The sequence below is a fragment of the Mesorhizobium sp. M0011 genome (assembly GCF_040324155.1).
Lineage (GTDB): Bacteria > Pseudomonadota > Alphaproteobacteria > Rhizobiales > Rhizobiaceae > Mesorhizobium.
Genome location: NZ_JAMYVQ010000015.1, coordinates 1 through 20828, shown reverse-complemented (window position 1 = coordinate 20828; position 20828 = coordinate 1). Strand labels below are relative to the sequence as shown.

Annotated in this window: 19 protein-coding genes and 1 riboswitch; of the genes, 8 read left to right on the top strand and 11 right to left on the bottom strand. The window is 62.7% G+C overall.

Annotated features, from left to right (window positions below):
- Positions 1 to 88: 88 nt before the first annotated feature.
- The gene (locus NKK51_RS17480) at positions 89 to 1078 is read right to left on the bottom strand and encodes a LysR family transcriptional regulator (RefSeq protein ID WP_128305263.1); all 990 of its coding nucleotides are present in this window, start codon (positions 1076 to 1078) and stop codon (positions 89 to 91) included.
- A gap of 312 nt (positions 1079 to 1390) precedes the next feature.
- Between NKK51_RS17480 and chvE the strand changes: the two genes are divergently transcribed.
- From chvE to araD1, 4 genes are all read left to right on the top strand, one after another.
- The gene (gene chvE, locus NKK51_RS17475; RefSeq protein ID WP_023813878.1) at positions 1391 to 2461 is read left to right on the top strand and encodes a multiple monosaccharide ABC transporter substrate-binding protein; all 1071 of its coding nucleotides are present in this window, start codon (positions 1391 to 1393) and stop codon (positions 2459 to 2461) included.
- A gap of 123 nt (positions 2462 to 2584) precedes the next feature.
- Complete coding sequence (gene mmsA, locus NKK51_RS17470) at positions 2585 to 4117, top strand: multiple monosaccharide ABC transporter ATP-binding protein (protein WP_352554075.1); 1533 nt, start codon at positions 2585 to 2587, stop codon at positions 4115 to 4117.
- Complete coding sequence (gene mmsB, locus NKK51_RS17465; protein ID WP_352554074.1) at positions 4114 to 5406, top strand: multiple monosaccharide ABC transporter permease; 1293 nt, start codon at positions 4114 to 4116, stop codon at positions 5404 to 5406. Before mmsA ends, mmsB begins: the two co-directional genes overlap by 4 nt.
- A gap of 299 nt (positions 5407 to 5705) precedes the next feature.
- The gene (gene araD1 / locus NKK51_RS17460) at positions 5706 to 6698 is read left to right on the top strand and encodes an AraD1 family protein (RefSeq protein WP_352441478.1); all 993 of its coding nucleotides are present in this window, start codon (positions 5706 to 5708) and stop codon (positions 6696 to 6698) included.
- Positions 6699 to 6753: 55 nt separating this feature from the next.
- Here the strand turns inward: araD1 and NKK51_RS17455 are convergent, their stop codons facing one another.
- Positions 6754 to 7524 (bottom strand): ABC transporter substrate-binding protein, encoded by a 771-nt coding sequence (locus tag NKK51_RS17455; protein WP_352554073.1) that lies wholly within the window; start codon positions 7522 to 7524, stop codon positions 6754 to 6756.
- 99 nt (positions 7525 to 7623) lie between these two features.
- On the bottom strand, positions 7624 to 8718 hold the full coding sequence (locus NKK51_RS17450) for a 2'-deoxycytidine 5'-triphosphate deaminase (RefSeq protein WP_127319679.1): 1095 nt from the start codon (positions 8716 to 8718) through the stop codon (positions 7624 to 7626).
- Positions 8719 to 8856: 138 nt separating this feature from the next.
- A riboswitch (SAM riboswitch) is annotated at positions 8857 to 8934 on the top strand.
- Between the two features lie 57 nt (positions 8935 to 8991).
- Here NKK51_RS17450 and NKK51_RS17445 point away from each other — a divergent pair.
- The gene (locus NKK51_RS17445; RefSeq protein WP_023811337.1) at positions 8992 to 10179 is read left to right on the top strand and encodes an O-succinylhomoserine sulfhydrylase; all 1188 of its coding nucleotides are present in this window, start codon (positions 8992 to 8994) and stop codon (positions 10177 to 10179) included.
- Between the two features lie 5 nt (positions 10180 to 10184).
- Here NKK51_RS17445 and NKK51_RS17440 read toward each other — a convergent pair whose 3' ends face one another.
- Together NKK51_RS17440 and NKK51_RS17435 are read right to left on the bottom strand one after the other, a co-directional pair.
- Positions 10185 to 11336 carry a ceramide glucosyltransferase gene (locus NKK51_RS17440; RefSeq protein ID WP_352554072.1) on the bottom strand — a complete coding sequence of 384 codons (1152 nt, stop codon included), beginning with the start codon at positions 11334 to 11336 and terminating at the stop codon, positions 10185 to 10187.
- A 121-nt stretch (positions 11337 to 11457) separates the two neighbouring features.
- A complete protein-coding gene (locus tag NKK51_RS17435; protein WP_352554071.1) occupies positions 11458 to 11661 on the bottom strand; it encodes a hypothetical protein in 204 nt (67 codons plus the stop codon).
- A 25-nt stretch (positions 11662 to 11686) separates the two neighbouring features.
- Here NKK51_RS17435 and apaG point away from each other — a divergent pair, with 25 nt between their 5' ends.
- The gene (gene apaG, locus NKK51_RS17430; RefSeq protein WP_013533640.1) at positions 11687 to 12079 is read left to right on the top strand and encodes a Co2+/Mg2+ efflux facilitator ApaG/CorD; all 393 of its coding nucleotides are present in this window, start codon (positions 11687 to 11689) and stop codon (positions 12077 to 12079) included.
- 46 nt (positions 12080 to 12125) lie between these two features.
- On the opposite strand, the gene NKK51_RS17425 is transcribed toward apaG, so the two are convergent.
- The 3 genes from NKK51_RS17425 to NKK51_RS17415 form a co-directional block, all read right to left on the bottom strand.
- Positions 12126 to 13157: an Hsp33 family molecular chaperone gene (locus NKK51_RS17425; RefSeq protein ID WP_031213286.1), complete on the bottom strand. Its 1032-nt coding sequence runs from the start codon at positions 13155 to 13157 to the stop codon at positions 12126 to 12128.
- 110 nt (positions 13158 to 13267) lie between these two features.
- Positions 13268 to 14179, bottom strand: coding sequence for an ornithine carbamoyltransferase (gene argF / locus NKK51_RS17420; RefSeq protein ID WP_352443186.1), 912 nt, complete (start codon positions 14177 to 14179; stop codon positions 13268 to 13270).
- Between the two features lie 16 nt (positions 14180 to 14195).
- Complete coding sequence (locus NKK51_RS17415) at positions 14196 to 15395, bottom strand: aspartate aminotransferase family protein (RefSeq protein ID WP_352554070.1); 1200 nt, start codon at positions 15393 to 15395, stop codon at positions 14196 to 14198.
- Positions 15396 to 15753: 358 nt separating this feature from the next.
- On the opposite strand from NKK51_RS17415, the gene NKK51_RS17410 reads away from it, so the two are divergent.
- A complete protein-coding gene (locus NKK51_RS17410) occupies positions 15754 to 16272 on the top strand; it encodes a GcrA family cell cycle regulator (RefSeq protein ID WP_023811342.1) in 519 nt (172 codons plus the stop codon).
- A 127-nt stretch (positions 16273 to 16399) separates the two neighbouring features.
- Here the strand turns inward: NKK51_RS17410 and NKK51_RS17405 are convergent, their stop codons facing one another.
- From NKK51_RS17405 to NKK51_RS17395, 3 genes are all read right to left on the bottom strand, one after another.
- Positions 16400 to 17410, bottom strand: a complete 1011-nt coding sequence (locus NKK51_RS17405; RefSeq protein WP_128304365.1) for a magnesium and cobalt transport protein CorA — start codon at positions 17408 to 17410, stop codon at positions 16400 to 16402.
- A gap of 88 nt (positions 17411 to 17498) precedes the next feature.
- Positions 17499 to 18224, bottom strand: a complete 726-nt coding sequence (gene phoU, locus NKK51_RS17400) for a phosphate signaling complex protein PhoU (RefSeq protein WP_352554069.1) — start codon at positions 18222 to 18224, stop codon at positions 17499 to 17501.
- A 113-nt stretch (positions 18225 to 18337) separates the two neighbouring features.
- Positions 18338 to 19603, bottom strand: coding sequence for an ATP-binding protein (locus tag NKK51_RS17395; protein WP_352554068.1), 1266 nt, complete (start codon positions 19601 to 19603; stop codon positions 18338 to 18340).
- A 224-nt stretch (positions 19604 to 19827) separates the two neighbouring features.
- Here NKK51_RS17395 and ppk2 point away from each other — a divergent pair, with 224 nt between their 5' ends.
- A complete protein-coding gene (gene ppk2, locus NKK51_RS17390) occupies positions 19828 to 20736 on the top strand; it encodes a polyphosphate kinase 2 (protein WP_023811346.1) in 909 nt (302 codons plus the stop codon).
- The last annotated feature ends 92 nt before the right edge of the window (positions 20737 to 20828 follow it).

Below are 20828 nucleotides of genomic sequence, written 5' to 3'. Positions count from 1 at the left end.
AGAGCGGGTCGCCGTTTCCGTGAAACGGTGAACTGCTCTAGCCTCGGCCTGGCGGTGCTTTCGCGGACAACCTTACCCGAGCGAGCCATCATCCCACTTCTCTCAGAATGAAGTCGTGCAGCATCTTGGCGGCCGGCGACAGCGCGCGATTCTTCACCGTGATCAGGCTGTAGGGCCTGACCTCGATGTCGAATTCGGTCTGGACGACGTCGATGGCGCCGGCCAGCCCGTCAGGGTTCTGGATGAATTTCGCCACCTGGACAGAGACCGGTGCGATGGCATCGGATTGCGCGACCATGACCAGGGTCAGGAGCAGCGAACTGGTGTTCAGGATACGGTCCGGCAAAGCGATGTTGCGGTTGAGGAAGTTGCTCTCCATGGCCTGGCGCAAGGGCGAGCCGCCAGACTGGAAGACCCAGTCATAGGCGGCGGTCTCTTCCAGCCGCACCGCCTCGCCCTTGGTGAGCGGATGGCCCCGGCGCACGATCAGGCAGGCCTTCTCGACGCCGATGACGCGCGACTCGAACAGCCGCGGATTGAGATCGTCCGGTATGCGCGCGATGATGAAATCATGACGCGTGGCGATCAGCTCGCGTGCCAGCACATTGGAGGTCTCGACCTGCATGGTGATCTCGATGCGCGGATAGATGCGGCGGATCTCACGAATTGCCGGCACCGCCAGCTCGATTGCGGGCGCGGTCACGGCACCCAGGAAGACCGAACCACCCTTGCCCGCCTTGAGCTCGGAAATCTCGCGGTCCACCTCGCGCATCTCCAGCAGGATCGAGCGCGCCCGCCTCGCCAAAGCCTTGCCGTATGGCGTCAAGGTGATACCGCGCGGCAGCCTCTCGCACAGCTTGACCTCCAGCACCGCCTCCATCTCTGCGATCATGCGCGAGGCCGCCGGCTGCGAAATGTTCAGAACCTGGGCTGCCGCGCTGACTCGGCTGTGGTCGTCGAGCGCGACGATCATGCGCATGTGACGCAGACTGAGACCGCTGCGCAGCAGGGTTTCGCCATCGCCCGGTGCTTCTCTGTAACCATTTGAAGCTGTTGTCAGATTCCCGGGCCGCGCCATCGCTTTTCCCTGCCTTCTGCTCGTGTAAGGCCGACCTTGGAGTCAGCCCGTCACGTCCCAATACATATACCAACCATGATATAGCAACCATCAAAGATCGCATTTGACAGTTATGGCAAAGACCCACACCCTCCGCGCGTTCCAAGACGTGACGGTCGCTGACGAGAAAAATCGTATCGATTGAACCAGCGTCTCGGGGCCATGGGAGGATACCGGAGATCGATATGACGGCAGCAGTGCCTTGGCGCTTCTGCACGATTGCGCGGCCCGCGACCCCCGGGGTGCCGCGTCCATCAAACAGGGAGAGTTAAAGTGAAAATCATCAAGACACTGGCCGCCGTCGCGGCCCTTGGCATCGCTGCCATGACTTACTCGGCGCACGCAGCCGACAAGGGTCTTGTCGGCGTGCTGATGCCGACCAAGACCTCGCAGCGCTGGATCAATGACGGCGATGCCGTCAAGTCCCAGCTCGAGGCTCTCGGCTACACCGTCGACCTGCAATACGCGCAGGACGACATCCCCAACCAGCTCAGCCAGCTGGAAAACGAAATCACCAAAGGCCCGAAGGCGCTGATCATCGCTTCGATCGACGGCACCACCCTGTCGGATGCTCTGCAGAAGGCCGCTGACGCGGGCGTCGTCGTCGTCGCCTATGACCGCCTGATCAAGAAGACCGCCAATGTCGACTACTACACCACCTTCGACAATTTCGGCGTCGGCGTGATCCAGGCGAATTCACTGGTCAAGGGCCTCAAGGAGCGCTTCCCGAACACCAAGCCGTGGAACGTCGAACTGTTCGGCGGCTCGCCCGACGACAACAACGCCTTCTTCTTCTACAATGGCGCCATCTCCGTCCTGCAGCCGCTGATCGACGACGGCTCGATCAAGATCAAGTCTGGCCAGACCGGCATGGACAAGGTCGGCACGCTGCGTTGGCTCGCCGCCACCGCCCAGGCGCGCATGGACAATCTGCTGTCGGCCAACTATTCGGACGGCAGCCGCGTCGATGGCGTTCTGTCGCCCTATGACGGCCTGTCGCGCGGCATCACCGCCTCGCTGCGCGCCGTCGGTTACGGCACCGAGGCTCAGCCGTGGCCTGTTGTGACCGGCCAGGACGCCGAAACCGCTTCGGTCAAGCTGATCATCTCGGGCGAGCAGTACTCGACCGTGTTCAAGGACACCCGCGAACTGGCCAAGGCCACCGTCGAACTCGTCGACAAGGTGCTCTCGGGCGGCAAGCCGGACGGCCTCGATGAAAAGACCTACAACAACGACGTCAAGGTCGTTCCTTCGATCCTGCTGACGCCGCATGAGGTCGACAAGTCGAACTACCAGGCGCTGGTCGTCGACTCCGGCTACATCAAGGCCGACGAACTGAAGTAATCCCGGTTACAAAGTCAGGGGGTCCTGCGCAACGCAGGGCCCCTTTTCGTTCACCAGCGAGCCCGGTATTGTCACCGACCTCGCCGGCAATGTTTGCCGAGCTCTCAAGGAGCGGTAGTCCCCATGGCCTCGACGATTTTGGAGATGCGCGACATCACCAAGACGTTTCCCGGCGTGAAGGCGCTGTCGAACGTCAATCTCAGCGTCGAGGAAGGCGAGATCCATGCCGTGGTCGGCGAAAACGGCGCCGGCAAGTCGACGCTGATGAAGGTGCTGTCGGGCGTCTATCCCTCCGGCACCTATGACGGCCAGATCATCTTCCAAGGCCAGGAATGCCAGTTCAAAGGCATCCATGACAGCGAACACAAGGGCATCGTCATCATCCACCAGGAGCTTGCGCTGGTGCCGATGCTGTCGATCGCGGAAAACATCTTCCTCGGCAACGAACACGCCAAATTCGGCGTCATCGACTGGGATGCCAACGAGGCGCGCACCAGCGCGCTGTTGAAGAAGGTGGGCCTCAAGGAGGACCCCAAGACGCTGATCACCAACATCGGCGTCGGCAAGCAGCAGCTGGTCGAAATCGCCAAGGCGCTGAGCAAGGAAGTCAAGCTGCTGATCCTGGACGAGCCGACGGCTTCGCTGAGCGAGAAGGACAGCCAGGCGCTGCTCGACCTTCTGCTCGAGTTCAAGCGGCAAGGCATGACCTCGATCCTGATCTCGCACAAGCTCAACGAGGTGAACCGGGTCGCCGACAAGGTGACGGTGATCCGTGACGGGCGCACCATCGAGACGCTGGCCAAGAAAGACATCTCGGAAGACCGCATCATCACTTCGATGGTCGGCCGCTCACTCGACGACCGCTATCCGCCGCGCGAGCCTGATATCGGCGAGGTCGTGTTCGAAGTGAAGAACTGGTCGGTCTATCACCCGATCCATGCCGAGCGGCAGGTGATCAAGGGCATCGACATCAACGTGCGCAAGGGCGAAGTGGTGGGTATTGCCGGGCTGATGGGCGCTGGCCGCACCGAATTCGCCATGAGCCTGTTCGGCCGCTCCTACGGCCGCCGCATCTCCGGCGAGGTGCTGCTCAAGGGCAAGCCGGTCGACGTATCCTCGGTGAGCAAGGCGGTCCAACACGGCATCGCCTACGTCACAGAGGACCGCAAGACCTACGGTCTCAACCTCATCGACCATATCAAGCACAACATCACGCTGGCCAATCTTGGCGGCGTCTCGCGCCACAGCGTGATCGACGACATGCGCGAGCTCGCCGTTGCCAACGACTATCGCAAGAAGACCAATATCCGCGCGTCCAGCGTCTATCAGATGACCGGCAATCTCTCCGGGGGCAACCAGCAGAAGGTGGTGCTGTCGAAATGGCTGTTCGCCGACCCGGACGTGCTGATCCTCGACGAGCCGACACGCGGCATCGATGTCGGCGCCAAGTACGAAATCTACACGATCATCGCCCGCCTCGCCTCGGAGGGTAAGGCGATCGTCGTCATCTCGTCGGAAATGCCGGAATTGCTCGGCATCACCGACCGCATCTACGTCATGAACGAAGGGCGCATGGTGGGCGAAATGCCCGCCGCGGAAGCAAGCCAGGAAAAAATAATGCGCGCCATCGTTCGGGGAGAAGGAAAAGCAGCATGAGCACCGAAAGCGCCCCCGCCCCGCAGAGCAAAGTCGCCGAAGACGTGCAGCAGGGTCCACGCATCGCCGTCTCGGCGCTGGCGACGAACCTGCGCGAGTACGGCCTGATCCTGGCGCTGATCGCCATCATGGTGTTCTTCCAGTTCACCACGAACGGAACGCTGTTCAAGCCGGTGAACCTGAGCAATTTGGTGCAGCAGAACTCGTTCATCATCGTGATGGCGCTGGGCATGCTGCTGGTGATCGTCTCCGGCCATATCGACCTAAGTGTCGGATCGGTGGCGGGCTTCATCGGCGCGCTGGCGGCGATGATGATGGTCATCTGGCCGCTTGGCCCGTTCAGCAATCCGCTGGTGGTGTCGATCATCTGCCTGATCGTGGGCGGCGCGATCGGCGCCGCGCAAGGCTATTGGATCGCCTATCACCGAATACCGAGCTTTATCGTCACGCTGGCCGGCATGCTGATCTTCCGCGGCATCTGCCAGGCCCTGCTGGGCGGCGGATCCTCGGTGGGGCCGCTACCCGATGGCTTCAAGGCGCTCAGCTCCGGCTTCATCCCGGATGTCATCGGCCCGCTGACGCTGATCCCGCCGACGGTGAACGCGGCCGGCAAGACCATCATGGGCAGCGGCCTGACGCTGCACATGACGACGATCGTGCTGGGCCTGATCGCTGTGCTGGCCTACGCCTATTTCGGGGTGAGGACGCGCCGCAAGCGCGAACGCCATGGCTATGAGGCCGAGCCCTTTGCCCTGTTCGTCGTCAAGACGCTGGTCGGCAGCGCGCTGGCGCTGTTCCTGGTCTACCAGTTCGCCAGCTACAGGGGCCTGCCGGTGGTGCTGCTCGTCATGGGTGTGCTGATCTCGCTGTTCGTCTTCGTCACCAAGCGCATGACCATCGGCCGCCGGATCTACGCCATGGGCGGCAATGCCAAGGCCGCGCAGCTGTCGGGCATCAACACCGAGCGGCTGACGCTGATGGTGTTCATCAATATGGGCGTGCTGTCGGCGCTCGGCGGCCTGATCATCGCGGCGCGACTGGGACAGGCGGTGCCGGCCGCGGGCCTCGGCAGCGAGCTCGACGTCATCGCCGCCGTCTTCATCGGCGGCGCCTCGGCCATGGGCGGCGTCGGTCAGGTCATCGGTGCGGTCGTTGGCGGCTTCATCATGGGCGTGATGAACAACGGCATGTCGATCATGGGCGTCAATGTCGACTGGCAGCAGGTGGTCAAAGGCCTGGTGCTGCTCGGTGCCGTGATCTTCGACGTCTACAACAAGAACAAGGCCTGAACGGGCTTAAGAGCAATTCCAAGGAAAAGTGTGAAACGGTTTTCCGCCCGGAATTGCACCACAATGAGTTAGAGCGGTTCGCCGTTTCCGTGAGACGGTGAACTGCTCTAGTCGAGGCAAGCAGGAGGCATACGATCGCGGCGCTGCCGGCAACCAGGTAACAGAAGTCCCTGAGGGACCAGGCCCGCGAGCGCAATCCGAACTGAGAATTTAAACCGTGGCATGGACGAGGTCCGGCCGCGCCGAGCAAGGTCTGCCGTTTTGGCAGTCCTGCCAAGGCAAATGAGAGAGGATTCATCATGCTGATCTCCCAGATCCTTGACGACGCCGAGACCATCCGCGTCGTCGCCCGCAATGGCGGCAAGACCCGGATCATCAATGGCGCCCGCAGCGTCTATTCGCTGGCGATGGAGGCCGCCCGCACCGGCGTCGGCCTCGTCGCGCTGATCGAACGCAAGGGGCTTGGCGAGACGGTCGATCTCGAAGCCGCTTACAAGAAGGGGCGGCTGCTGTCGCCGATCAATCACCCCGATCCGGCGCATCTGCACCTGACCGGCACCGGGCTGACGCATCTCGGCTCCGCCGCAACGCGCGATTCCATGCACAAGAAGCTGAGCGCCGACGGCGAGGAGCAGCTCACCGATTCCATGAAGATGTTCCGCATGGGGCTGGAGGGCGGCAAGCCGGCGAACGGCCAGATCGGCGTGCAGCCGGAATGGTTTTACAAAGGCAACGGCACGATGGCGGTGGCGCCAGGTGCCGCACTCCTGTCACCTGCCTTTGCCAAGGACGCCGGCGAAGAGCCCGAGGTGGCCGGCATCTATGTCATCGGCGACGACGGCGCACCTTTCCGCGTCGGCTTCACGCTGTCGAACGAGTTTTCCGACCACGTCACCGAGCGCGTGAACTATCTGTTCCTCGCCCATTCCAAGCTGCGCAACGCCTCGTTCGGTCCGGAAATCCTGATCGGCGACCTACCGCCCGACATCCGCGGCACCTCGCGCATCGTGCGCGACAGCGAGGTGCTGTGGGAAAAGCCGTTCCTGTCCGGTGAAGCGAACATGTCGCACACCATCGCCAATCTCGAGCATCACCATTTCAAATACGCGGCCTTCCGCCAGCCGGGCGACGTGCATGTGCATATGTTCGGTACGGCGACGCTGTCCTTCGCCGACGGCATCAAGACCGAGGCCGGCGATGTGTTCGAGATCGAGGCTGGGGACTTCGGCCTGCCGCTGCGCAACCCGCTGGAGATCGAGCTGCCCGTGAAGGTGGCTGTGAAGGCGCTTTGAGGTAGCACCCTCCCTTCTCCCCTTGTGGGAGAAGGAAGAGACGCTCTTCGACGTTTCAATAAATATCGAAGTCGAAATACTTGGCCTGAATCTTCTTGTAGGTGCCGTCGGCGACGATCGCGTCGATGGCCGCGTTGAGCTTGTCGCGCAGGGCCGTGTCTTCCAGGCGCACGGCAATGCCGGCTTGCGTTTCGGTGCCCTTGACGTCGCCGACCAGCTTGCAGCAGCCGTCGCTTGCCTTCTTCAGCCAGTCCATCAGCACGAACTTGTCCGAGATCACGGCGTCAAGGCGGCCGTTGGTCAAGTCGGTGATCGCCTCTTCCTGGGTCGGATAGAGTTTGGCCTCCGCGCCGGCCTTGCCATATTCATTCTGGGCATAGTCGGCCTGCGTGGTCGAAGCCTGGGCGCCGACCGTCTTGCCGGCAAGGGCCGCCGGTTCGGTCGAGGTCAGGTCGCTGTCCTTCGGCGCCACCAGAGCGAGCGGTGTCGTATAATATTTGTTGGTGAAGGCGACCTGCTTCTTGCGCTCCTCGGTGATGCTCATCGAGGCGATGATGGCGTCGAATTTCTTCGCCTGCAAAGCGGGAATGATGCCGTCCCAGTCCTGCGTGACGATCTCGCATTCGACCTTCATCTGCGCGCACAGCGCATTGGCGATGTCGATGTCGAAGCCTTCGACCTTGCCGTCAGCGGTAATGGTGTTGAACGGCGGATAGGCGCCCTCGGTGCCGATCTTGATTTTCTCCTGCGCCTGCGAAAGCGAGCCGGCCGCCATCACCAGCATGGCAGCGCCTGCTGCCGATATGATCCATTTTGAAATCTGCATTTTCTTGGTTCCCCTTGAACGCCGGCATCTTGACGGGCGGCAAGGCAGCCAAGCATGGCGCGCCGGTACAGGCAAGTATTTTGCCTTGGGGCAATGAGGTCAGCGCGCGGCGCGGAAATGCTTGGACAGCTTCAGGCCCTGCGCCTGGTAGTTGGAGCCGAGATCGGTGCCGTAGAGGGCCTGCGGCCGCTTCAGCATGTGTTCGTAGACCAGCCGGCCGACGATCTGGCCATGGTCGAGAATGAACGGCACTTCATGACTGCGCACTTCCAGCACCGCCCGGCTGCCCGTGCCGCCAGACGCGGAATGGCCAAAGCCCGGATCGAAGAAGCCGGCATAGTGGACGCGGAACTCGCCGACCAGCGGATCGAAGGGCGTCATCTCGGCGGCGTAGAGCGGCGGCACATGCACCGCCTCCTGGCTGACGAGGATGTAGAACTCGTCGGGGTCGAGCACCAGTTCGCCGGCGCCGCTCTTGTGGATCGGCTCCCAGAAGTCGACGACTTCCTGGGCCGCGCGCTTGTCGACATCGACGAGGCCGGTGTGATGCTTGCCGCGATAGCCGACCAGACCGTTTTGGTCGCCGTTGAGGTCGATCGACAGCGCGATGCCGCCGCCGGAAATGTTCGGCGGCTCGGTGGCGACCAGCGTCTGCGCGCGATGCAGCTCGTGCAGTTCGGCTTCCGAGAGCAGCGCATTGCCGGTCCGGAAGCGGATCTGCGACAGGCGCGAGCCGGTGCGCACGACGATCGGGAAGGTGCGCGGGCTGACTTCCAGAAAGAGCGGGCCATGATAGCCGGCAGCGATCTTGTCGAACTCATGGCCGCGATCGGTCATGACCCGGGTAAAGATGTCGAGCCGCCCGGTCGAGCTCTTCGGATTTGCCGAGGCCGAAATGTCCGCCGGCAGCGCCAGGCTTTCAAGCAAGGGCACGATATAGACGCAGCCGGTCTCCAGCACCGCGCCCTCGGCAAGATTGATCTCGTGCAGCTGCAGCCGGTCGAGTTTTTCCGAGACCTTGTGGTTGGGGCCGGGCAGGAAGGAGGCCCGCACCCGCCAGGCCTTGTCGCCGAGCCTGAGATCGAGACTGGCCGGCTGGATCTGGTCGGCGTCGAGCGCACGCGCCGACTTCAGCGCGCCGGACTGGAACAGCGCCGATATGTCCTGATCGGGAAGAATGCCTGTCTGCCGCAAGGCTCCACTCCTAGGTCAGACGTTTTTCTTGTCGCAGGTTCTGGTCGCAAAACCGTGGAACACTTTTGCGGAACCTGCTTGGTAGAAACCTCTTAATGAAGCCGGCAATTGACGCAAGCGTGGCGCGGGTCTAAAGGGTCGTTATCCCGTGGTGATTTGGCCGGTCGGCTTGCAGCCACGTTAAACAAGTCGCTAAAGGACCGTCGGGCCGCAAGGCCGTATGGACCGGTTGCGACTTTCGCGGCCGGTTTTTTTGTGTCTGGAAGAAAAGCGATGAGCACCAAGAAGCACAACTGGAAGCCTCAGACGGCACTCGTGCACAGCGGAACGCTGCGTTCCGGTTTCGGCGAAACGTCGGAAGCGATTTACCTGACCCAGGGCTATGTCTACGAAACGGCACAGGCCGCCGAAGCCCGTTTCAAGGGCGAGGAGCCAGGCTTCATCTATTCGCGCTACGCCAATCCGACCGTCGACATGTTCGAGAAGCGCATGTGCGCCCTCGAAGGCGCCGAAGATGCCCGCGCCACCGCCTCCGGCATGGCCGCGGTGACGGCCGCCCTTCTGTGCAGCGCTAAGGCCGGCGACCACATCGTGGCGGCGCGTGCGCTGTTCGGATCCTGCCGCTGGGTGGTCGAGACGCTGGCGCCGAGATACGGCATCGAGGCGACGCTGGTCGACGGCACGGATATCGCCAATTGGGAAAAGGCGGTCAAGCCGAACACCAAGCTGTTCTTCCTGGAAAGCCCGACCAATCCGACGCTGGAAGTGGTCGATATCGCCGCTGTCGCTTCGCTTGCCAATTCGATCGGCGCAAGGCTGATCGTCGACAATGTCTTCGCCACGCCCCTGCAGCAGAAGCCCTTGCAGCTCGGCGCCCATATCGTCGTCTATTCGGCGACCAAGCACATAGACGGCCAGGGGCGCTGTCTCGGCGGCGTGATCCTGTCGGACAAGAAGTGGATCGACGAGAACCTGCACGATTATTTCCGCCATACCGGCCCAAGCCTGTCGCCCTTCAACGCCTGGACGCTGCTGAAAGGCCTGGAAACACTGCCGCTGCGCGTGCGCCAGCAGACGGAAAGCGCGGGCAGGATCGCGGATTTCCTGGCCGAACGGCCGGAAATCGCCCGCGTCATCTATCCCGGCCGCGCCGACCACCCGCAGGCCGATATCGTCAAGAAGCAGATGTCGGGCGGCTCGACGCTGATCTGCCTGGACGTCAAGGGCGGCAAGCAGGCGGCCTTCGCCTTGCAGAACGCGCTCGACATCGTCTTGATCTCCAACAATCTCGGCGATGCCAAGAGCCTGATCACCCACCCGGCGACGACGACGCACAAGAATCTGAGCGACGAGGCGCGCGCCGAGCTCGGCATCGGGCCGGGCACGCTCCGGCTGTCGGTCGGGCTGGAAGACACCGACGATCTGCTTGAGGACATCGCGCAGGCGCTGAAGGCCAGGTAGGACCTTCAGGCGCCGGACGGCGTCTCCTCCAGTTCGGCCGTCTTGGTGCCGATGGTCATCGCGTTGCCGCGCCAGTCGACGGCGCCGCCAAGCCAGCCGCGCGCCCACAGCGCTGGCAGGATCAGGTCGCGCATCATGATCGCGGCGACCATGCGTGGCGACAGGTACCAGCCCTTGGACCAGGCCAGCGCGCACTCGGGAAGGTAGAAGGCTACCAGCACTGCAAGGGCGGTTGCCCAGAGGCTGAAGCCGGCACTGGCCGCGGCAATCAGCGCAAGCACCAGCGGCACCAAGGCGCCGGTCAGGATTTCGGGTGCGAAGAACAGCGGGAAAGTGACGCGGCGCAGGCGCGCCCAACGGGCCTGGCGGGACCAGATCTCGTCGAACGTGCGCCGGCCAAGCGGCTGCTCGAAGGGCGCGGCGACGAGATTGACGCGCAGGCCGAGGCCGTTGACCAGCTTGGTCGCGGCGGCGTCCTCGGCGATCTCGGCAGCCAGCGCGCGGATGCCGCCATTGGCGTCGAGCATCGGCTTGTTCCAGAGCATGCTCTTGCCTTGGGCGAAGCCGAGGCCGAGCGCCTCGCCGGCATATTGCCAGCGCGCCTGCAGCGTGTTGAGGAAACCGCATTCGACTTCAGCCCAGAAGCCGGCCGGCCGCGAGCCGATCGGCGTCGAGCAGACAAGGCCGGTATCCGGCCGCCATGCAGCCATCAGATGCTGGACGTAGTCCCTCGGCATCAGCACGTTGGAATCGGCCAGGACGACCCAGTCGTGCCGCGCCGCCTCCCAGCCCTTGACGCAATTGTTGAGTTTCGGATTGGCGCTGATGCGGTCGTCGCCGACAAGCAGCCGGGCCGGCACTTTCGAAAACCGGACGATCGTCCTGTTTATCAATTTGACCACCGGATCGTCGGCATGGGCGACGCAGAAAATCAACTCGTAGCGCGGCCAGTCGAGCGAGAAGGCGCGCTCCAGCGTCTCCTGCGTGAACGGCTCGACGCCGCGCGACGGCACGACGATCGACACCGGCCGTGGCTTGCCGGCCGGCGCGGCAATGGCGCGGCGCCGTTTCAGACGCGAAGCGGCCAGCACGATGCTGGCGAGATTTGAGAGGATGAGGGCAGTTGAAAGCGTGGCGGCTATGAGAGTGAGTTCCATCGAGATCCGGTCACTCCAGGAAAACCGGTCCGCCAGAACAATCTGGCTGGCATGACGACCGATTCAACAATTCGACAGAGCGCCCGAGTCGCGCGGCACTGGTCGGAGCACACCATCATTGTCATGTGTCACTTAAATGACATTCTTTGCCGCCACCTGCGGTTCCGTCCGCAATGACAGGACGCGCACCGTTGACCAGCCCGCGTGGAGCGCCGAAAGTTCGACCTAGAGCCTGTTCCATCCCGATTGAACCGGGATGGGGCTCTATCTCTGTTTCTTTGAGCATGATCTTTTCTGAAAACCGGTTCCCACTTTTCAGGATCATGCTCTAGATTGTTTTGGAGCCGCTTATGTATAGCGCCGTCACGCGCAACATCGAAGTGCAGGTCAGGCCATTCTATCTCGAGGACCGCTCGGATCCCTCGGAGAACCGCTATGTCTGGGGCTACCAGATAACGATCGACAATCAGTCGGACGATTTCGTGCAGCTTCTGTCGCGCTATTGGCACATCACCGACGGCACCGGTCGGGTGGAGGAAGTGCGCGGCCCCGGCGTGGTCGGCGACCAGCCCGAACTCAATCCCGGCGACAGCTACCAATACACGTCCGGTTGCCCGCTCTCGACACCATCCGGCATCATGGTCGGGCACTACACTATGCGCAACAAGCGGGGCGAGACGTTCGACATCGCCATTCCGGCGTTTTCGCTGGACCTGCCAGGGACGCGGCGGACGGTGAATTGATTTCGCCTCACCGGCCGCGGAGCGGCCGGTGAGGCGTGTTTTTTCTCTACTGGGCCGCAAATTCCGCCGGATCGAAGTCATATTGCTTCGAGCAGAATTCGCAGGCGACGTGGATGCCGCCGTCCTCTGTACTGTCCTTGATCTCCTGCGCGGAAAAACCCTCGAGGATGCCGCGGATCTTGTCCTTGGAGCACGAGCACTGGTCGGCGACCGGAACGCCGCCGAAGACGCGCACGCCATGCTCGTGGAACAGCCTGTAGAGCAGCCGCTCGGCGCCGATCGTCGGGTCGATCAGTTCGGTCGGCTCGATCGTACCGAGCAGCGCCAGCAACTCCTGCCAGGAATTGTCGGCCGGATCGTGGATCTCCTCGCGCGGATCACCATCGCCACCCGGCAGGTCCGGCACGCGCATGCGCTCGGGCGACTGCGGCAGGAACTGCGCCAGGATGCCACCGGCGCGCCATTGCTCGCGGGCGCCGCCGGGGCCGGGCGTCAGCAGCTTGGCCACAGACAGCCTGAGATCGGTCGGAATCTGCTCCGACTGACGGAAATAGGTGCGTGCCGCATCTTCCAGCGTCTCGCCGTCGAGCTGGACGATGCCCTGATAGCGCTGCGTGTGAGCGCCCTGGTCGATGGTCAGCGCCAGCACGCCGCTGCCGAGCAGCGTCTGCTGGGAGGTTTCGCCGGCCGCGACCAGCGCTTCCAGCCGGTCGGCATCGAAACGCGCATAGGCGCGCAATGCCGAGGGCGTGGAAAAATCGGCGACCAGCATGTCGACAGGCCCGTCGGTGCGGGTCTGCAGGATGAACTTGCCCTCGAACTTCAGCGAAGTGCCGAGCAGCACGGTCAGCACACAGGCCTCCGCCAGCAGGCGGGCGACCGGCTCGGGATAATCGTGGCGGCCGAGGATGGCGTCCAGCATCGGCCCGAGTTGGACCGTGCGGCCCCGCACATCGAGCGGGCCGACCTCGAACGGCACGACGTGATCGTCGCCGGCATAGCCGAATTCGCCGAGTTTGGGGTGATGTTCAGTCACTTGATAGGTTTCCAACATGACAAAGCTCCAGGGCGCGGCCATGCCGCCCTCCGGGGCGCATGCGTCGAAACGCGCTTGATTTGCGTGATGCGGCGCAGATAGGCATCACACCCCCGCAGATCAAGCTCCCAGGGATCAAGCGCCGAGACACTTCAAGCGCCGAGACACCAGGCCAGCACGGCCTTCTGGGCATGGAGCCGGTTCTCGGCCTCGTCGAAGACCACCGAATGCGGTCCGTCGATGACCTCATCGGTCACTTCCTCGCCGCGATGCGCCGGCAGGCAGTGCATGAACAGCGCGTCCGGCTTGGCCCTGGCCATCAGCTTGGCATTGACCTGGTAGGGCGAGAACACATTGTGGCCGCGGGCGCGATGCTCCTGGCCCATCGACACCCAGCAATCGGTGACGATGCAGTCGGCCTGGTCGACGGCCTCCTCGGGCGAGCGGGTGAAGTGCAGCTTGCCGCCATGCGCCTGCGACCAGTCAATGTGCTTCTGCGCCGGCTCGCTTCCTTCGGGCACGGCAACGTTGAGGTTGAAGCGGAACCGCGCCGAGGCCTCGATCAGCGAATGCAGCACATTGTTGCCGTCGCCGGTCCAGGCGATGGTCTTTCCGGCGACCGGACCGCGATGCTCCTCGAAGGTCATGATATCGGCCATCAGCTGGCAGGGATGGGTGTCGTCGGTCAATCCGTTGATCACCGGCACGGTGGCGTTCTCGGTCAGTTCCAGCAGCCGCTCATGCGAGGTGGTGCGGATCATGATCGCATCGACATAGCGCGACAGCACCTTGGCCGTGTCGGCAATGGTCTCGGAACGGCCGAGCTGCATTTCGGTGCCGGTCAGCATGATGGTCTCGCCGCCGAGCTGCCGCATGCCGACGTCGAAGGAGACGCGCGTGCGCGTCGACGGCTTGTCGAAGATCATTGCCAGCACCTTGCCTTCGAGCGGTTTGGTGCGCTCGCCGGCCTTGAGGCGCGCCTTTCGCACCACCGCATCGTCCAGCATCAAGCGCAGATCGCCTTCGGAAACGGCGGAAAGATCGGTGAAATGGCGAACTGACATCAGGAATGTTTCCGGATTACTTCGCGGCGGCGGAGGCGATCGCCTCCGACAGGCCCTTGGCGCCGGCGCGGATGCGGTTGAGCGCGTCATGGATCTCGGCGTCGGTGACGGTGAGCGGCGGCAACAGGCGAATGACGTTGTCGCCGGCCGGAACCGCCAGCAGGTGCTGGTCGCGCAAGGCCATGTTCACCTTGGTGTTGGGCATGGCGCATTTGAGCCCGAGCATCAGCCCGGCACCCCTGATGTCCTCGATGATTTCGGGAAACTCGTCGGCGACCGACGCCAACCCCTGCTTCATCAGCAGCGCCTTGCGTTGGACATCTTCGAGGAAGCCGTCTTCCAGCACGATGTCGAGCACGGCGTTGCCGACTGCCATGGCCAGCGGGTTGCCGCCGAACGTGGTGCCATGCACGCCAGCGGTCATGCCGACGGCCGCTTCATCCGTGGCAAGGCAGGCACCCATCGGGAAGCCGCCGCCAATGCCCTTGGCGATCGCCATGATGTCTGGCGTTACACCTGACCATTCATGCGCAAACAGCTTGCCGGTGCGGCCGATGCCGCACTGGACCTCGTCGTAGATCAACAGCAGGCCGTGCTGCTCGCACAATTGCCTGAGCCGCTTCAGCGACTGCGTCGGCACCGGGCGGATACCGCCCTCGCCCTGCACCGGCTCGATCAGGATCGCGGCCGTCTCCGGCGTGATCGCCTTTTCGGCGGCGTCGATGTCGTCGAAGCCGACCTGATCGAAACCTTCGACCTTGGGGCCGAAGCCCTCGAGATATTTGTACTGGCCGCCGGCCGCGATGGTCGCCAGCGTGCGGCCATGGAAGGCGCCTTCGAAGGTGATGACGCGGAAGCGCTCGGGATGTCCGTTGACGAAATGGTAGCGCCGTGCCGTCTTGATCGCGCATTCCAGCGCCTCGGCGCCGGAATTGGTGAAGAACACCTTGTCGGCGAAGGTGGCGTCGGCCAGCCGCTCGCCGAGCCGGTTCTGCCCGGGGATCTCGTAAAGGTTGGAGACATGCCACAGCTTGGCGGCCTGCTCGGTGAGTGCGGCGACCAGATGCGGATGACCGTGGCCCAGCGAATTGACGGCGATGCCGCCGGCAAAGTCGAGATATCGCTCGCCCTTGTCGGTAATCAGCCATGTGCCTTCCCCGTGGTCGAAGGCCAGGGGTGCGCGAGCAAAGGTCTCGTAAAGCGCCGAACCGCTCATTATATGCGTCTCCGGTACCGGAAAATCAAAAAAGCCGCCAAAGCGGCGGCCTGTGCGGCTTATCCTGTTTTTCGGCCATGAAGTCAACGAAAACGTCGCGTAGTGGCGCGCGGCAAGCCCCCTGACGGGACGCCGGCTCATAAGCGACCGGGCAAGTTGGGGAAAACCGAAAAAACCGATTCGTGTTGCACTTGGGACTCTTGTCACCGAGTCAGCGCATAGAGTAGTTGTAGTCGAGAAATAACTAGATTTCGTGCGGCGGACCTAATCACCAGATATATGTGGTGTCTGCCCCGGCAAATGTTGCCGGGTCGGGAGAAGGATTCCGATTGCCGCACGCTTAGAGGAGCGCGGTCTCATGAACTGGACTGACGAGCGGGTAGAACTCTTGAGAAAACTGTGGTCGGAGGGTCTGAGCGCAAGCCAGATTGCTGCGCAGCTTGGAGGGGTCAGCCGCAATGCGGTCATCGGGAAGGTGCATCGGCTGAAACTCTCGGGCCGCGGTCGCTCGACCGCCACGCCGGCACGCCAGAAAAAGGCGGCACAAGGATCGACCGTCCAGAAATCGGTATCACGGGCAGCAACCACGGCACGCCATGTCACGACATCGATCGGCGCGACGGCCTTGCAGACACAGTTCGACGCCGAACCGGTGGCGCGCCATTACATCCGCCCGGTCGAAAATGTCGTGCTGCCGATCTCGCGGCATCTGCAGCTGGTCGAGCTGACCGAGCGGACCTGCAAATGGCCGAACGGCGACCCGCTTTCAGAGGACTTCCATTTCTGCGGCAACGATGCCGCCGAAACCGGTCCGTACTGCAAGTACCACGCCCGCGTGGCGTTCCAGCCGGCATCGGAGCGGCGGCGGAGCCGATAGTTAGGGATTGGGCAGTAGGGACTAGGCAGTAGGGGCAATATGCTCTGAATTTCTTGCCCTACTGCCTACTGCCTACTGCCTACTGCCTACTGCCTACTGCCTACTGCCTACTGCCTACTGCCTACCCTCACAGCCACCCGTTCTTCCTGAACCGCCAGTAAAGAAACGTGCAGATCAGCACGATAGCGCCCAGAACAACCGGATAGCCGTATTCCATCTTCAGTTCCGGCATGTCGCTGAAATTCATGCCGTAGATGCCGGCGAGCGCCGTCGGCACCGCCAGGATTGCGGCCCAGGAGGCGAGCTTCTTGGTGTTCGCGGTTTCCTGACTCTGGCCGACCAGCAAGCTCGCCTCGAAAGCGAACGCCAGCACCTCGCGCAGGCTGTCGATCTTCTCCTGGACGGTGCGGATGTGATCGGTGACGTCGCGGAACAGCGGATGCATGGCGGTGTGTATCTGCGGCAGCTCGGCGCTGGTCAGCCGTCGGCAGACTTCGACCAGCGGAAGCGCGGCATTGCGCAGGCGCAGGAGATCGCGGCGCAGCATATAGAGCCGCTCGATGTCGGGAGCGGTCATCGGCTTCAGCAGAACCTTGTCCTCGATCGCCTCGACTTCGTCTTCGATCTGCTCGAGCACCGGCATGTAATTGTCGACGATGAAATCGAGAATGGCATAAAGGACGAAATCCTCGCCCTTGGCCAGCGAATGCGGGCAGCTTTCCCAGTGCTGACGAACGGCGGCATAGGACGTCGAGGGACCGTGCCTGACGCTGACGATATAGCCTGAGCCAACAAACAAATGGGTCTCGCCGAAGGTGACCCGGCCGTCGATCAGCTGCGCGGTGCGAGCGACGATGAACAAGGCGTCGCCATATTGCTCGATCTTCGGCCGCTGGTGCGGGTGCTCGGCATCCTCGATCGCCAGCTCATGCAGGTGAAACTGCGCCTGGACGCGCAGCAACAGGTTGCGGTCGGGCTCCAACAGGCCGATCCAGACGACATGACCGGATTTTTTCGCCCATTCGCCGGCTTCCTCGATGGGAATGTCGGCGATGCGGCGCCCGGCCGTGTAGACGCCGCAAGCGATAATGCCGGATATCGGTCCAGTCGCCGGGGTCAGGTTCCGAACATTTTCCATCACGACCTCCCGGAGCAAATCCACGGACGAGGATAGAGCAAAGCCCGGAAAGCTTAGCGTAAATCGGATTACGGTTCGAGAGGCGCGTTCACTTCACCGGCTGCGTCCCGGAAAGGCTGATTTTGTCGGTCTTGTCGCCCTTGGGCCGCTCAGCCGGCAACTGATCGCCGGTGGCGATGTAGTAGATGGTCTCGGCTATGTTGGTGGCGTGATCACCGATACGCTCGATGTTCTTGGCGCAAAACAGCAGATGCGTGCAGGGCGTGATGTTGCGCGGATCTTCCATCATGTAGGTCAGCAATTCGCGAAACAGCGATGTGTACATGGCGTCGATCTGGTCGTCACGATCGCGCACGAAGCCGATTTTCTCCACCGAGCGAGACGCGTAGACGTCGAGCACTTCCTTGAGCTGGGTCAACGCCAGGTTGGACAAAGCCTCGAGGCCGCGGAACAGGCTGGTCGGCTGGCGTCCGTCGGTGACGGCGACCACCCGCTTGGCAACGTTCTTGGCGAGATCGCCAACCCGTTCGAGGTCGGCGGAGATGCGAATGGTCCCGACGATCTCGCGCAAATCCCCCGCCATCGGCTGACGCTTGGCAATGATGATGATCGCCTTGTCGTCGATTTCGCGCTGGCCCTCGTCCAGTACGGTATCGTCGCGGATGACCTTCTGGGCAAGGCCTGGGTCGGCATTGACGAGAGCGGCGACCGCCTGTTCGACCATGCGCTCGGCATGGCCGCCCATCGCGGCGATACGCTTCGACAGATATTTCAACTCCTCGTCATAAGCGCTGACGATGTGCACGGACTGCATGGCAAAATGCCTTCCCACGGGGTGTTTTGATTTTGAGTCGTTTCCTCGAATCCCCGCTGATACGCTAGCCGGATGACAGAAAAAAGAAACAGTCCCCTTGAATTAGGGCGATATCAGTGCGTCGGCAAATGAACCGAGAATGCCGCGCCGTTGCCGACTTCGGACTTGATCGAAAGCCGGGCGTTGTGGCGCGTCAGTATATGCTTGACGATCGACAGGCCGAGGCCGGTGCCTTTCTGGGTCCGGCTGGTCTCGACGTCGACGCGGTAGAAGCGCTCGGTAATGCGCGGAATGTGCTCCTCGGGAATGCCGGGGCCAAAGTCCCTGATCGTCACGTCGATGCCCGGCTCTGATCCGGCATCGCCATGCGCTATGGATACAACCACGCGCCCACCCGACTGCCCGTATTTGCAGGCGTTTTCCAGGAGGTTCTCGAAAACCTGGAAAAGCTCATCGCGATCGCCAGGCACATGAAGCGGCCCATCGGCGTAGTGCCGCTCGATGGCAACGGCGTTTTCGCTGGCCAGCGGTCCGAGCGAGTCGATGACGCTGTCGACGGTCTGGCGCAGGTCCACCTCGGTTCCCGGCTTCAGATAGGGTTTCATCTCGAGCCGCGACAGCGACAACAAATCGTCGATCAGACGCGCCATGCGACCGGTCTGGCTCTGCATGATCTGCAGAAACTGGTCGCGCGCCGCCGCGTCGTTGCGGGCTGGTCCGCGCAGCGTTTCGATAAAGCCGGCGATGGAGGCGAGCGGCGTGCGCAGTTCGTGGCTGGCATTGGCGATGAAGTCGGCGCGCATGCGGTCTATCCTGCGTGCTTCGCTCTGGTCCTTGAACACCAGCACATAGAGATCGGTGGCGTGACCGACCGAGGACACACTCACCCGGTAGGCCCGTTCGACCGGCAGCTTCTCCATGTAGTCGACGACATCGGAGGCGATATCACCAGATAGTACGCCATCCAGCAGGGTCTGCATCTCCGGTGCCCGGAATTTCAGCGACAGCGACATGCCTGGCGCGATGCCACCGAAAGCGGCGAAGGCGGCGGCGTTGGCATGCACGATGGTGGCAGCCCGGTCGAAGATGATCAGCGGATCGGCGACGGCGGCGGCCAGATATTCACCCGAGAGCCGCTGCAGGCCGATGGCCTCGATGGCAGCGCCGCTGTCGGTGGATTGGCGCGCGGCGGCGGTCGGCAGTATAGCCGCTGCAAGCAGCAACAGCAGCGCCGCGGGGACGACATAGGCTGAAATCCCGGCCAAGGCATAAACAGCGAGAACCGCAACAATACCGGCCGCAAGCAGCCAGCGGCTATTCCACAGCCGTGCGGCCATGGTTTGCGTGACGCCTCTCTGCTCTGTGTCCAGGTCAGCCATTCGCTCGTGACCTGCCCCCCAATGTCTTCGCACCCGGTCGCACGGTGGCGGAAAACTTCCACCAGATCGCTTGCCGCATGACCCCGAAAATCGGGAATCGATTTTCGGAAAGGATCATGCGCAAATTAAAAGTGCTACAGCGTCCTTTGCGCATCCAAACGGACGCGCGGCGCTGTAGTGGCTCCCCATAGCATGAGTCCGGAAGCTGGAAAGGGTTCGTCTCGATGAAAAAAGCCAAGGAAAGTCCCGCCGCGCCAACTTCGGGGCCGCTGAAGATCAGGATCGGCGGCAAGGAGAGGGAGTTCGACATCGATAATCCCGTGCTTCCCGACTGGGTCGAGGACAACAAGCTGACCGCCGGCGGCTATCCCTACGACAAGAAGATGAAAAGCGACGAGTATGACGAGATGCTCGAGAAGCTGCAGATCGAGCTGGTCAAGGCGCAGGCCTGGCTGCAGTCGACCGGCAAACGGGTGATGGCGCTGTTCGAGGGCCGCGACGCTGCCGGCAAGGGCGGCACGATCTTCGTGGTGCGCCAGTACCTCAATCCGCGCACGGCACGCAACGTGGCGCTGACCAAGCCGACCCCGACCGAGCTTGGTCAATGGTACTACCAGCGCTATGTCGACCACTTCCCGACTTCAGGCGAATTCGTCACTTTCGACCGGTCCTGGTACAACCGCGCCGGTGTCGAGCCGGTGATGGGTTTCTGCACCCCGCAGCAGCACGAGCAGTTTCTCGACGAGACGCCGCATTTCGAACGGATGATCTCCAACGAGGGCATCCACTTTTTCAAATTCTGGCTGAACATCGGCCGGGAAACGCAGCTCGAGCGCTTCCACGACCGCCGCTACAGCCCGCTGAAGAGCTGGAAGTTTTCCCCCATCGACGTTGCAGGCATCACCAAGTGGGACGACTACACCAAGGTGCGCGACACAATGTTCGAGCGCACCCACAAGGAATTCGCGCCGTGGATCATCGTACGGGCCAATGACAAGCGGCGCGCGCGGCTGGCGATCATGCGGCGCATCCTGTCGTCTCTGCCCTATGAGGGGCGCGATCTCGAAATCATCGGCAAGGAAGACAAGAAGATCATCGGCGAAGGGCCGTCATTCCTCGGCAAGCAGGATTGACGCTTCCGCGCCGCGCGGGCGTGGGCGCGCGGCGGGGGGCGTGGTTGGTTGGCGCCCGGCCCGCGCCGGGGGGTGGGGGGGCAAAGCGCGCG